Below are 12,994 nucleotides of genomic sequence, written 5' to 3' on the forward strand. Positions count from 1 at the left end.
CTATCGCACCGTTGGCACCGCCACCATCGACTGTCACATTCGAGGTTCATCGTCAGGCTAACCGACACTCGGCTCGCTGGAGTATGCCGCCATGACGCCTGAAATCGCTGTGCTCGACATTCAAGGTCAGTATCGAATTCACACTGAGTTGTATCGCAGTGAAACGGCTCAAAGCACGATCATTCTGGTCAACGGGTCGATGGCCACCACTGCGTCATTTGCCAAAACCTTAAAAAACCTGCACCCCGCGCTGAATGTCGTCTTGTACGACCAGCCGTATGCGGGCCAGTCAAAGCAGCACAACCGCCATCAAACGCTGCTGACCAATGAGCTTGAAGCGCAGGTGCTGCTCGAATTGATCGAGCACTTTGATGCCCGATTTTTGCTGTCGTTTTCATGGGGCGGGCTGGTCGCACTTACGGCGCTGGCCAACACGCCCCGACGCATCGAAAAAGCCGTCATCAGCTCGTTCTCACCCCGCGTGAACGACGCGATGTACGACTACCTGGAACGCGGTCGCCAGGGCCTGGCTGCGGGCAACCGCACGCTGCTCGGCAACCTGGTGAATGACACGCTGGGCAAACACTTGCCGCACCTGTTCAAACGCTTCAACTTTCGCCATATCAGTAACCTTGCCGATCACGAATACGCACAAATGCACTTTCACATCGAACAACTGCTGAGCGCCGGCGGCCTGAACACCCTGGGCGACGCATACGGCATTGCAATCCCTGTGCTGTTCATCAATGGCGCCTGGGACGAATACACCGCCGCCAGTGATGCGCGCCACTTTGCAGACGCTATTGCGAACAGCCAGTTCATTGCCGTACAAAACACCGGGCATTTTCTGGACATGGAGCACGCCAGCGCCAGCCAACACTGTAAAAGCGCCCTGCTCAACTTCCTGCAACCGATGGCTGTATCTGCATTCATACAGAGCAAACCTTCACACACGCCCTGTTGCATGAGCGCGTAAGTCAACGATTTCTGGAATTAAAACTTCTCAAACAGGCCGCGTTCTGGTACAAAGTCAGCCGCTCTGAGCGGGTGTCGTATAATGGCATTACTCCAGCTTCCCAAGCTGATAACGAGGGTTCGATTCCCTTCACCCGCTCCACTTTTCTCCAAACTCATTGATTTCACTTAAATCAACTGAGCAAGTCTCTAGACAGTCGCGTAGTCCCCCTACACAGGACTCCCACAACGTGACGCAATGCAACAACCTCCACTGCCGTTCGAGCGCAATCCACGTCCTTCGCATCACTGTCCCGGCTCGCTAGCGCGTTCAATTGGGCAAACGCACAACTCACCTGCCTACAGCGATCTCCTGAATGGCCATCCAGCACGGCCGTCGGTACTACGATCAAGCCGGCCTCCAAAGCCAGGACGAGCCACATCGAAATAATGCGCTGCAACCTCCCTCATACCGTGCGTCCCTGCCTTTTCACGCTGTACATGGCCGTGTCGGCATGATGGAGCAATTGCGGCACCTGGTCGCCGTGCTCGGGGTAGATCGCCACGCCGATACTGGGCAGTACATTGAGCGTGTGTCCCTCGATCAATAGCGGCAGGCTGAGATTAATACGGACTTTTTCCGCTACGAACAGCGCATGTTCTGGCAGCTTGAGGTTATCCAGCACCAACACGAATTCATCGCCGCTCATCCTCGCGACGGTGTCGCTCTCGCGCACGCAATGCTGCAAGCGCCTGGCAATGTGTTGCAACAAGGTATCGCCAAAACCATGCCCATAACGATCATTGATCTGTTTGAAATGGTCCAGGTCGACATACAGCACTGCCAGAAAACCCTTATCCCGTTTGGCTTTGGCCAATGCGCTGTGCAAGCGCTCATACAACGACTCGCGATTGAGCAGATGGGTCAAGGCATCGTACTGGGCCAAGTACTGCAAGCGGGTATGCAGTTGCTTTCGCTCTATGGCCGCCGCCACTTGAGTGGACACGTATTGCAGTAATTCTTTGTGCTGCTCGGTATACCGCTCGTTTCCCAAAGAGCTCTTGACCAACACCGCACCAATGATGCCTTTGTGGGTGGCCAAGGGCACACCCAGCCATGAGGCCGTATCGCGCGCGCTGTGCAACAGAGGCTGGCCACTGCGAATGACTAACTCACTAAAATGGCTGACCTCGTCCCTCTCTCGTTGAGGGTGATCATCGACGAGATAAGGAAAACTCAAGTCACCTTGAGGGGTGTCGCACAGCGCTATTGAGAAATTCAACGCCGGCAGCCATTGGCCGATCAACTGATGCACCCGCTTGAAGAGTTGCATCAAGTCTTCGGCGTTATGCGCCGCTTCAGAGATATCAAACAATGCCTGCTGGCGAGACTCCGCGTGCTTTCGCTCGGTGATGTCGCGAGCCACCGCGATGCGCATCTGCCAGGTCTGCGACCAACGTGCCGACCACAGGATATGAGCCACCTGCCCATCTTTGCGCGCATAACGGTTCTCGAAATTGAGCTTGGGTTCACCGCCCATGATTTCTTTGGCCGCCTGAAGGGTCCGCTCGCGGTCGGCGGGAAGCACCAGGTCAATCATGCGGGTGCCAATCAATTCGTCCTGCGCATAACCAAAAATGCGTTCGCAGGCGGCACTGACATAAATGAAGCGCCCCTGACGATCGACCACACATACGGCATCGAGCAACAAATCAATAACGCTGGATTGAGACAGGTAGCTCTTAATATCCATGGGGCAGCTCTAAGCCAGAAGGTGAAACCTCATGCGTCATCCTTTTACGTAATACCCGCCGAGTGAATCCTTGCCACTCAGTTCATCCAAGACTCAACCACAACCCGGGCAATGCATGGCCCAAGGCACTAATGGCAAAGCCTATAAACATGACGCCGCACAAGCGTGTAATCAGTAATTCATGGCGCTGATACACAGCCCGCACCTGGCTGGCCCCAACCACCGCGACCAAAATGGCGTAAGCCAGCGCGCCGCCCACAAAGCTGAGCGCTATCAGCCAGGGCAACATCGCCCACGTCAAAAGCTCTGCCCGACTGGAAAGCAAAGCGGTAAAAGTGGCCACTGCCACGGGATAGGCTTTGGGGTTGGTCAGGCCAAAAAAAATACCGTGGGCAAACGGTTGGCGAGCCGGACCTTGTTGCGCTCCGCTGTTGCGTTGCGCACGGACGGCACGCAGCCCTAACCAGAACAAGTACAGCCCGCTCAATAAACCCAGCACGTTAAATGCGGCGCTGCCGAACTCCCGCGCACCCACGATGGCAATCAATGCCGTACTGCACCAAATCACATCACCGAGCAAGTGCCCGCACAAAAAACCGGCGCCCGCGCGACGCCCACGCGCCGCACCAATCCCAAAAACGGCCAACACCCCGGGCCCCGGTGTGATGCCATAAATAAAGCCTGAGGCCAGTACCGCCAACAACAACGAAAGTGTCATGCAAAAACGCTCCAGAAATCGTACTCACGCTCTCCAATTGGCCGTCGAGCGCCTCGATTCTGCACGTTCTTGAACACTATGTAACCGCATGTTGAATTAAAACCGCTTATCGCCGCCTCAAACAATCCGGGCACGCGTTAGCGACGCCCCACTATATTGACCACCAAGCGGTCAACCCAGCCCCAGATGCGCTGTTTGACCCGCCGCCAAAGAGGACGCGATTGCCAGGCGTCCAAACTGACCGGCTGGCTCTGTTTGAAGTCACTGACAAAGCTTGTAGCCACCGCTTGAGTCAAGGCCGGGTCCAGCGCTTCGAGATTGGCCTCAAGGTTGAAGTGCAAGTTCCAGTGATCGAAGTTGCACGAACCAATACTCACCCAGTCATCGATCAGCACCATTTTGAGGTGCAAAAAACACGGCTGATACTCAAAAATTTGCACCCCTGCCTTAAGCAAGCGCGGGTAGTAGCGATGACCGGCGTACCGCACAGAGGGATGATCGGTACGAGGACCGGTGAGCAGCAAGCGCACATCTACCCCACGGCTCGCCGCGCGACGCAACGAGCGGCGCACTTGCCAGGTCGGCAGAAAATAAGGCGTGGCCAACCAGATTCGCTGTTTGGCGCTGTTAATTGCCCTGACCAGCGACTGCAAAATATCGCGGTGTTGATGCGCATCGGCATACGCCACCCGCCCCATCCCCGCCCCTTGCTCGGGCACCCGGGGCAAATGGGACAACCCGAAGTGCGTGGCGGGTTTCCAGGCTTTGCGGCTGATATTGGCGCGCCATTGCCGGTCAAACAGCATCTGCCAGTCCTGCACCAATGGCCCTTGAATCTCGACCATCACTTCATGCCAGTCGCAGGTATTGGTACCCGGCTGCCAAAATTCATCGGTCACGCCCGTGCCACCGACCACAGCCAATTGCTGATCCACCAACAACAACTTGCGGTGATCGCGGTACAGATTATTCAACCCCTTGCGCCAACTGATGCGGTTGTAAAAGCGCAGCTCCACGCCAGCGTCGATCAAGCGGCGACGCAAACTCAAGGAAAACGCCAAACTGCCGTAACCGTCAAACAGGCAGCGCACCCGCACCTCGCGCTCGGCGGCATGCTCCAGGGCCTGCACGATCGCGTCTGCACAGGCCCCGCTTTCGACCAAATACAGCTCCAGATCGATATGGCCCTGTGCCTGGGCAATGGCGGCGAGCATACGCGGGAAAAACTGCGGACCGTCGATCAACAATTCGAAGCGATTGACACTGCGCCACGGGAACACGGCCCCTGCCATCTCAGCGCGCCGTGAAAATCAGCACCGCACCCACCGGCACTGAAAAGCTGATCGCCGACAAACCGGCCAATTTACGCAAGGTTTGCAGCTCGGGTTGCAACCCGAAATCCTCGGCCTGTACCACCAGCGGTTCCAGGGTCACCACTTGAAAGCGATGCTCATCCAGGCGCGTGGCCAGTAACTCGGCATCATAGGTGTGTTGCTTACCGCGCAGGCTGACCGTGACCGGTAAACGCAACTCAAATTGGGCGCCAGGCGCCAGATCATTGAGGGGCTGAAGGTCGATTTGCGCCGTGATTTGCGCTTCGGGGTAGTGCTTGAAATCGAACAACACGTCACGCATGCGTTCGTCGCGCAACGGTACCGCGCTGTTGACCGAATCCATCTCGATACGCACTTGCGCTTGCCCCTTGCGATCCACTTTGCCGTGCAACACCAAAAATCGATGCACAGCTGCAACGTTGGCGTTTTGCGTGGTGATAAACGACAAACGCGACGATTCACCATCCAGATACCAATTGGCCTGCGCGGGCAGGCTCACGCCGAGCGTCAGTAACACCGCGCCAACAGAAGATAAACACGCTTTAAACATAAGGACTCTTTAGCCAGTAGACGTGGGCGAACATTACCCCTAGTCCGGGTACATGCAAGCCGTGCGTTAAGTTTTTTTCGCGCATCGTGTAGGACGTTAACTTACCCCGACAGTTCATCTGGCCTCAAACGCCCGCAGCGTCTGTCATGCAAGCATCATCCAACTGTCATGGCGATGACATTGCGCCTGCCTAGCCTGAGGTTGCACTCCTCAGTCGATTGGCAGCAACCCTAAGCGGGCAAAGGCCTGCATGGAGATTGGCAATGTCTCAGATCGCCCGCATTCGCGACACTGTTCACGCACGACGCCTGCTGGCAGAGCGTCTGGTCGACCCCCAAGGGTTGCGCGAGGCGCAAGCGCTGCGCTTTCGTGTGTTCAGCGATGAACTCAAAGCAACGCTCAAAGGCGGCGAAAGTGGGCTGGACCAAGACGCATTCGACACGCACTGCGCGCACATCGGTGTACGCGACTTAAACAGCGGCCAACTGGTCGCTACCACCCGTCTGCTGGATCACGCCGCCGCACGCAGCATTGGCCACTTTTACAGCGAAGAAGAATTCAACTTGCACGGGCTGGCGCATCTACAAGGACCGATCCTGGAGATTGGCCGCACCTGTGTAGACCCGGCCTACCGCAATGGCGGCACGATTGCGGTGTTGTGGGCGGAATTGGCCGAGGTGCTCAACCAGGGCAACTATCGCTACCTGATGGGCTGCGCCAGCATCCCGATGCAGGATGGTGGCGTGCAAGCACAGGCGATCATGCAGCGCCTGCGTGAACGATATTTATGTACCGAGCACTTACGCGCCGAACCGAAAAAACCGTTACCGCCGCACGACGTGCCCCTCAACCTCATCGCGCAAATGCCCCCCCTGCTCAAAGCCTACATGCGCCTGGGTGCCAAGGTGTGCGGCGAGCCGTGCTGGGACGAAGACTTTCAGGTCGCCGATGTGTTTATCCTGCTCAAGCGTGACGAACTCTGCCCGCGCTATGCACGCCACTTCAAGGCGGCCATGTAATGCGCCGGTTGCGTCGTTATGGCCGAGTGGCCCGCGTGCTGCTGGTGGTCGCGCTGGGGCTGGGCATGGCCAGTGTGTTTGGGCTGATGGAGCGTCTAAAACTCAACAGCACCATGAACCGGCGCCAGCGTTGGTCACAATTTTTCATGAGCCGTTTGAGCAATGCCCTGCCCTATCGCATCAAAGTGTTCGGGCAACTGCCTCAAACCCCCATGCTATGGGTCAGCAATCATGTGTCATGGACTGATATTGCACTGCTGGGGCAATTGACCCCTTTATCGTTTTTGTCCAAAGCCGAGGTTCGCGGCTGGCCCGTGGCGGGTTGGCTGGCCGCCAAGGCTGGCAGTCTGTTCATTCGCCGTGGCGCGGGCGACAGTCAGCGGGTTCGCGAGCACATGACCCGGCACTTGCAGCAGCCGCTGCCGCTCTTGATGTTTCCCGAGGGCACGACCACTGATGGACGCTCGGTGCGTACCTTTCACGGGCGCCTGTTGTCGGCGGCCATCGACAGTCATGTGCCTGTGCAACCGGTTGCCATCCGCTATGTCCGTGATGGCGAGCCAGACACCATCGCGCCGTTTATCGGGAATGACGATTTGGTGTCGCACTTGATGCGCTTGTTCAGCCACGCCCAGGCCGACGTCGAAATTCACGTGTTGGAACCGATTGCCAGCGATCAGCAAGAGCGCGCAGTGCTGGCATTCAGAGCGCAGGAGGCTATCAGTCGTGTGTTGATGGGTACACCCATTGCGACCGAGACTGCCTGTGAGACCGCTGTGCTATCACACTGACGGGGGCTGGTCGTGCGCGCGACGCAATTGCAGTGCCGCGTAAGCCTGTAACTGCGGGTAAAAGTTGTAAAAGTCTTCACTCAGTGGCTTGTACAGAGCGTTGAGGTCTTGCATGGCGCCCGCCAGCTCTTGCGGGCGAGACAAACGCCGGGAGATACCGAAAAACACCTGCTCAAGCGATTCGAAATGCCGATAGGAACCCAGCCAATCGTGGGCCGCCATGTGGGGGGCAATGCGCGCAAGGCGACTCGGTAAATGCGCCTGGGCCTTTAGCACCCGATAAAAGTCAGCTGTAAAGCGCTCCAGCGGCTGCTCGGCGTAGTGGGCCCAGTCCCGGGCAAGGCAATGATCGAAAAACACATCGAGCACAATCCCCGCATAGCGACGACGGGTATGGCTAAAACGCGCCAGCGCCTGATCAACCAGCGGATGATGGTCGGTGAACACATCAATGCTGCGGTGCAGTTGTATACCCGACTCGATATCCGGCCGAAATTGCCCTTGCAGGCGTCCTTTCACGAAGTCGCCGTACAGGCTGCCGAGTAATTCTTCAGGGCGCTGGCCGCCCAGGTGCAGATGTGCGAGATAATTCATGCCGCGCAGTTTAGCACTGCTCTCCCAATATCGTTATAACCCGATATACCAATTCAAACTGATCTCAGATCGAAATCATATTTGTATATCGCGATATAACGATTTAAAGTTCGCCTCATCGCGATATAACGTTGTACCTCATTGAGCACTGCCACCATGACGATCGACCTCGACGAAATAATAAAAGCGCTGGCACACCCAGTACGCCGAGAAATCCTCAATCTGCTGAAAGATCCGCAGACCTCGTTCCCCGACCAGCTGCACTCCACCGAGCACGGCGTTTGCGCCGGGCAGTTTGACCAGCACTGCGGCCTGTCGCAGTCCACGGTGTCGGCCCATCTGGCGACGCTGCAACGCGCTGGGCTGATTACCAGCCAAAAGCACGGTCAATGGCACTTTTTCAAACGCAACGAAGACACCATTCAAGCCTTCCTCGCCAAACTTAACCAAGCGCTTTAACAAGGATTTACATGCCCCTCTCGCTCCTCATTCTGGCGCTCAGCGCCTTCGCCATCGGCACCACCGAGTTCGTGATCATGGGCTTGCTGCCAGATGTCGCGACCGACCTTGGCGTGTCCATACCCGGCGCTGGCTGGCTGGTGACGGGCTATGCACTGGGCGTGGCCATTGGTGCACCGTTCATGGCACTGGCCACGGCAAAGTTACCGCGCAAGGCTGCGCTGGTAGCGTTGATGGGCATTTTTATCGTTGGCAATTTGCTGTGTGCATTGGCCAGCGATTACAACGTATTGATGTTTGCCCGCGTGGTGACAGCCCTGTGCCACGGCGCCTTCTTCGGGATTGGCTCGGTGGTCGCCGCAGGCCTGGTGCCCGCCAACAAGCGTGCTTCTGCCGTAGCATTGATGTTTACCGGGCTGACCTTGGCTAACGTGTTGGGCGTGCCGCTGGGCACCGCACTGGGGCAGGCCGCTGGCTGGCGCTCGACATTTTTTGCCGTCACCGTTATTGGCGTAGTGGCATTGATTGGCCTGATTCGCTTCTTGCCAGCCAAGCGCGACGAAGAAAAACTCGACATGCGCGCTGAACTGGCTGCCCTCAAAGGTGCAGGCATCTGGCTTTCACTGAGCATGACGGCACTGTTTGCAGCGTCCATGTTCACCCTGTTCACCTATGTGGCGCCCCTGTTGGGCGATGTCACAGGCGTTTCGCCGCGTGGCGTGACCTGGACCCTGCTACTGATCGGCCTGGGCCTGACCGTGGGTAACATCATCGGCGGCAAACTGGCAGACAAGCGCCTGGCCGCAACCCTGATCGGCGTGTTCATTGCCATGGCGGTGATTTCCACCGTACTGACCTGGACCAGCGTGGCGATCATCCCGACCGAGATCACCCTGTTCCTCTGGGCAACCGCGTCGTTCGCCGCCGTACCGGCACTGCAAGTCAACGTCGTCACATTCGGCAAAGCGGCCCCCAATCTGGTGTCGACCCTGAACATTGGCGCTTTCAACCTGGGCAACGCACTTGGGGCCTGGGTGGGCGGCAGCGTAATTGCCCACGGTTTCGGCCTTACCAGCGTGCCACTGGCGGCAGCCGCCCTGGCGGTACTGGCTTTGCTGGTGACCCTGATTACATTTCGCCAGGGCGGTAACACCGAACTGGCCACTGCCACACACTGATCTTTGAGAGGGCTACAGACATGACCACGATTTTCGATCCAATCACACTGGGCGACCTCCAACTGCCCAACCGCATCATCATGGCGCCGCTGACCCGCTGTCGCGCCGATGAGGGACGAGTTCCTAACGCGTTAATGGCTGAATACTACGTACAGCGGGCATCGGCCGGCCTGATCCTTAGCGAAGCAACCTCGGTCACCCCGCTTGGCGTGGGCTACCCCGACACTCCGGGGATCTGGTCCGAAGATCAAGTTCGCGGCTGGACCAATGTCACCAAAGCGCTGCACGCAGCCGGAGGTCGGATCTTCTTGCAACTGTGGCACGTGGGTCGCATTTCCCATCCGATTTACCTCAATGGCGAAGCGCCTGTCGCTCCAAGCGCCATTGCGGCTCAAGGCCATGTGAGCCTGGTGCGTCCAAAGGTTGATTTCCCCACCCCGCGTGCACTGGAAACAGCCGAAATCGCCGACATCGTTGAGGCCTATCGCACCGGCGCAGAGAACGCCAAAGCTGCAGGTTTTGACGGTGTAGAGATTCACGGCGCCAATGGCTATCTGCTTGACCAGTTCCTGCAAAGCAGCACCAATCAGCGCACCGATCAATACGGTGGCAGCATCGAAAACCGTGCTCGCTTGCTGCTGGAAGTCACTGACGCTGCAATCGACGTCTGGGGCGCAGGCCGCGTAGGCGTGCACCTGTCGCCACGGGCTGACCTGCACGACATGGGCGATGAAAACCTGGCTGAAACCTTTGGCTACGTGGCCCGTGAACTGAGTAAGCGCGGCATCGCATTTATTTGCTCACGCGAAGCAGAAGGCCCGGACAGCATCGGCCCGCAGTTGAAAGAAGCCTTCGGCGGCCCTTACATCGTTAATGAGGGTTTCACCAAGGACAGCGCCAACGCATGGCTGGCGGCGGGTAAAGCGGATGCGGTGGCCTTTGGTGTGCCCTTTATCGCCAACCCAGACCTGCCTGTACGCCTGAAAGTTGATGCACCACTCAATGAAGCGCATCCAGAAACGTTTTACTCGAAGGGCGCTGTCGGCTACATCGACTACCCTGCCCTGTAAACGCCACACGCTCTGAATGCCTGTGACACAAAACAAAACGCCCAAGGTCATCGACCTTGGGCGTTTTGCTGTTAAGAGGGGGGTCACGCGCTGCCGAAAAAAACATCATGCAGACTTCGGACAGTCCCTGGCAGTTATATGAAAAAAAGGGGCGGTTTGACCCGCCCACATTTATTCCTTAATCCCTTTTTTCCCTTTCATCATCCTGATGAATCGCATCCTGCGATGTCCTTCAACGTCCATCCTTGAACGCTGTATCGATCCGTCGATACAGTTGTGATATTAAAGATTTCCAAAGCAGCTGCAACCACACCAGTTATAGATTTTTATTACACCACAGAACCTCAACTAATATTAAAAGCTATATTAATCAATAGGTTATGAAATAAGCAATGTAAGAAAAAGCCATAAATAAAACACTTCACCACCATTGGCTTACAACAAGAGTAAGTAATGACTTACAAAACGATGAAGCAAAAGTTCAATTGTGTTCGTGACATTCCATTTCAACAGCGGCTTTGAAGGGGGTCGAGGTCGAAATATCGCGTTTAGCTGATGTAAAAAACCCGGCACATGGCCGGGTTTTTTAAAGGGTCACATTGCTTACTGGAACAACGACTCACTCGAAAGGCCGTTCTTTTCCAAGATCTCACGCAAGCGCTTCAGACCCTCAACCTGGATCTGGCGGACACGCTCACGCGTCAGACCAATTTCCAGCCCTACATCTTCCAGCGTGCTGCTTTCATGACCGCGTAACCCAAAGCGGCGAATCACCACCTCACGTTGCTTGTCCGTCAGCTCCGATAACCACTGATCAATACTCTGCGACAAATCATCGTCTTGCAGCAGCTCACAAGGATCTGTTGGACGATCATCCGTCAGGGTATCGAGCAGGGTCTTATCGGAATCAGGGCCTAAAGAAACATCGACCGAGGACACCCGCTCATTGAGACCCAGCATGCGCTTGACCTCAGCCACGGGTTTTTCGAGCAGATTGGCGATTTCTTCAGGGGAGGGTTCGTGATCGAGCTTTTGGGTCAGTTCACGTGCAGCGCGCAAGTAAACGTTAAGCTCTTTTACAACGTGGATCGGTAAACGAATGGTACGGGTCTGATTCATGATCGCCCGTTCAATCGTTTGGCGGATCCACCAGGTGGCATATGTCGAGAAGCGGAACCCGCGTTCAGGGTCAAATTTCTCAACCGCCCGGATGAGGCCCAAGTTGCCCTCTTCAATCAGGTCCAACAGCGAAAGCCCGCGATTGACGTAGCGTCGGGCGATTTTAACCACCAATCGCAAGTTGCTTTCAATCATGCGCTTACGCCCGGCCGGATCTCCTTTTTGCGACAAGCGCGCAAAATGGACTTCCTCTTCGGGAGAGAGTAACGGGGAAAAGCCAATTTCATTGAGGTACAACTGAGTCGCATCAAGCGCTCGGGTGTAGTCAATGTACTTGTGCTGTTTTAAAGCAGATGAGTTTTTAGATTTGGTACGAACTGCAGGGGATGAAGCATCATCTTCTGACATCGAGTCCGCGACGGTGTAAGCGTCCATAAGGAGCACCTCATCGTCGATGTCAAACCCCGGCGCTTCTTTGTTGAGAGCCATTTTATAGTCCTTTGTTGAGTTCGACCTCAAGCTCTAGCGTCACCGATCCTTGGCAATGCTGGAGCCCATTCCTTTACTACATCAGGAACAGGCTGGTAACTGATCAACGGCGTGGAAGGAATTGCAGTGGATCTACAGGCTTACCTTGACGGCGAATTTCAAAGTGAAGTTTCACCCGGTCTGTACCAGTTGACCCCATTTCGGCAATTGTCTGACCAACCTTGACCTGCTGCCCCTCCCGAACCAATAACCTACGGTTATGACCGTAGGCACTGACATAGGTATCGCTGTGCTTAATGATGACTAACTCGCCGTAGCCCCTCAATCCACTCCCGGCATAAACAACTGAGCCATCAGACGCAGCTAAAACAGGCTGTCCCAAATCCCCGGCGATATCAATACCTTTATTCAAACTACCGTTTGAAGAGAATTTACCGATCAAAATACCATTTGCAGGCCAGCCCCAGCCCTTGGGCGCGGGGCCTGCGGGTAGAGGCGCAGTGACCACAGGCGTCTTGGTCGTGGTCGCCGGGCGCTTGATCACAGTGGTCTTGCTCCCCGAAGAAGGCGAGGTAACGGTGGTGGCAACTGCCGCCGGTCGAGTGCCCGCACGGCCATCAAAACGGATGGTCTGACCCGGAACAATGGTGAACGGCGCACCAATATTGTTGCGTGCGGCCAATGCCTTCCAATCCCAACCGTAGCGAAACGCAATCGAGAATAGCGTATCGCCACGTCGCACAACGTACTGCCCGGTGGTCACCGCGGGACGTTGTGCCACACCGTTGCGATCAACGACCCGCACACCGTTTTTAGGCGTGCTGGAGCAGGCCGCCAACAAGGCGAGTGTGGCACTCAGGAATAGACCGACCACCAGTCTTTGATAGCTTTTGGTATTCATACGCTGCGCAATGACTGTGAGACTCACCCGCCGCTCCCTTTGATGGTGGCTAAATATTAGAAGG

13 protein-coding genes and 1 tRNA gene are annotated in these 12,994 nt (G+C 56.3%); 7 read left to right on the top strand and 7 right to left on the bottom strand.

The window, feature by feature from the left end; translation table 11 throughout:
• Window positions 1-91: 91 nt before the first annotated feature.
• Complete coding sequence (locus GYN01_RS17725; protein ID WP_203307540.1) at window positions 92-976, top strand: alpha/beta fold hydrolase; 885 nt, start codon at window positions 92-94, stop codon at window positions 974-976.
• Between the two features lie 67 nt (window positions 977-1,043).
• Window positions 1,044-1,117: transfer RNA gene (locus GYN01_RS17730), tRNA-Gly, on the top strand.
• Between the two features lie 304 nt (window positions 1,118-1,421).
• Here the strand turns inward: GYN01_RS17730 and GYN01_RS17735 are convergent.
• From GYN01_RS17735 to GYN01_RS17750, 4 genes are all read right to left on the bottom strand, one after another.
• The gene (locus GYN01_RS17735) at window positions 1,422-2,708 is read right to left on the bottom strand and encodes a GGDEF domain-containing protein (RefSeq protein ID WP_203307541.1); all 1,287 of its coding nucleotides are present in this window, start codon (window positions 2,706-2,708) and stop codon (window positions 1,422-1,424) included.
• Between the two features lie 82 nt (window positions 2,709-2,790).
• A complete protein-coding gene (locus GYN01_RS17740; protein WP_048363390.1) occupies window positions 2,791-3,426 on the bottom strand; it encodes a LysE family translocator in 636 nt (211 codons plus the stop codon).
• Window positions 3,427-3,563: 137 nt separating this feature from the next.
• Complete coding sequence (locus tag GYN01_RS17745; protein WP_048399972.1) at window positions 3,564-4,718, bottom strand: phospholipase D-like domain-containing protein; 1,155 nt, start codon at window positions 4,716-4,718, stop codon at window positions 3,564-3,566.
• A 1-nt stretch (window position 4,719) separates the two neighbouring features.
• On the bottom strand, window positions 4,720-5,310 hold the full coding sequence (locus GYN01_RS17750; RefSeq protein WP_048363388.1) for a YceI family protein: 591 nt from the start codon (window positions 5,308-5,310) through the stop codon (window positions 4,720-4,722).
• A 263-nt stretch (window positions 5,311-5,573) separates the two neighbouring features.
• Here GYN01_RS17750 and olsB point away from each other — a divergent pair, with 263 nt between their 5' ends.
• Together olsB and GYN01_RS17760 are read left to right on the top strand one after the other, a co-directional pair.
• A complete protein-coding gene (olsB, locus tag GYN01_RS17755; protein WP_048363387.1) occupies window positions 5,574-6,329 on the top strand; it encodes an L-ornithine N(alpha)-acyltransferase in 756 nt (251 codons plus the stop codon).
• Complete coding sequence (locus GYN01_RS17760) at window positions 6,329-7,120, top strand: lysophospholipid acyltransferase family protein (protein ID WP_048399976.1); 792 nt, start codon at window positions 6,329-6,331, stop codon at window positions 7,118-7,120. Before olsB ends, GYN01_RS17760 begins: the two co-directional genes overlap by 1 nt.
• On the opposite strand, the gene GYN01_RS17765 is transcribed toward GYN01_RS17760, so the two are convergent.
• Window positions 7,112-7,714: an acyl carrier protein phosphodiesterase gene (locus tag GYN01_RS17765; protein ID WP_203307542.1), complete on the bottom strand. Its 603-nt coding sequence runs from the start codon at window positions 7,712-7,714 to the stop codon at window positions 7,112-7,114. The genes GYN01_RS17760 and GYN01_RS17765 overlap by 9 nt on opposite strands.
• 156 nt (window positions 7,715-7,870) lie before the next feature.
• Between GYN01_RS17765 and GYN01_RS17770 the strand changes: the two genes are divergently transcribed.
• Genes GYN01_RS17770 through GYN01_RS17780 form a run of 3 tightly spaced genes read left to right on the top strand, consistent with a single transcriptional unit; the run spans window position 7,871 to window position 10,421 of the window.
• Complete coding sequence (locus GYN01_RS17770) at window positions 7,871-8,173, top strand: ArsR/SmtB family transcription factor (protein ID WP_048363384.1); 303 nt, start codon at window positions 7,871-7,873, stop codon at window positions 8,171-8,173.
• Between the two features lie 11 nt (window positions 8,174-8,184).
• On the top strand, window positions 8,185-9,351 hold the full coding sequence (locus GYN01_RS17775) for an MFS transporter (protein WP_048399979.1): 1,167 nt from the start codon (window positions 8,185-8,187) through the stop codon (window positions 9,349-9,351).
• A gap of 20 nt (window positions 9,352-9,371) precedes the next feature.
• Window positions 9,372-10,421: an alkene reductase gene (locus GYN01_RS17780; RefSeq protein ID WP_203307543.1), complete on the top strand. Its 1,050-nt coding sequence runs from the start codon at window positions 9,372-9,374 to the stop codon at window positions 10,419-10,421.
• Between the two features lie 603 nt (window positions 10,422-11,024).
• On the opposite strand, the gene rpoS is transcribed toward GYN01_RS17780, so the two are convergent.
• Both rpoS and GYN01_RS17790 read right to left on the bottom strand, forming a co-directional pair.
• The gene (gene rpoS / locus GYN01_RS17785) at window positions 11,025-12,029 is read right to left on the bottom strand and encodes an RNA polymerase sigma factor RpoS (protein WP_048363381.1); all 1,005 of its coding nucleotides are present in this window, start codon (window positions 12,027-12,029) and stop codon (window positions 11,025-11,027) included.
• A 103-nt stretch (window positions 12,030-12,132) separates the two neighbouring features.
• Complete coding sequence (locus tag GYN01_RS17790; RefSeq protein ID WP_048363380.1) at window positions 12,133-12,957, bottom strand: peptidoglycan DD-metalloendopeptidase family protein; 825 nt, start codon at window positions 12,955-12,957, stop codon at window positions 12,133-12,135.
• Window positions 12,958-12,994: the final 37 nt, after the last annotated feature.

The sequence above is a fragment of the Pseudomonas weihenstephanensis genome (assembly GCF_016812185.1).
In the GTDB taxonomy this organism is placed as follows: domain Bacteria; phylum Pseudomonadota; class Gammaproteobacteria; order Pseudomonadales; family Pseudomonadaceae; genus Aquipseudomonas; species Aquipseudomonas weihenstephanensis.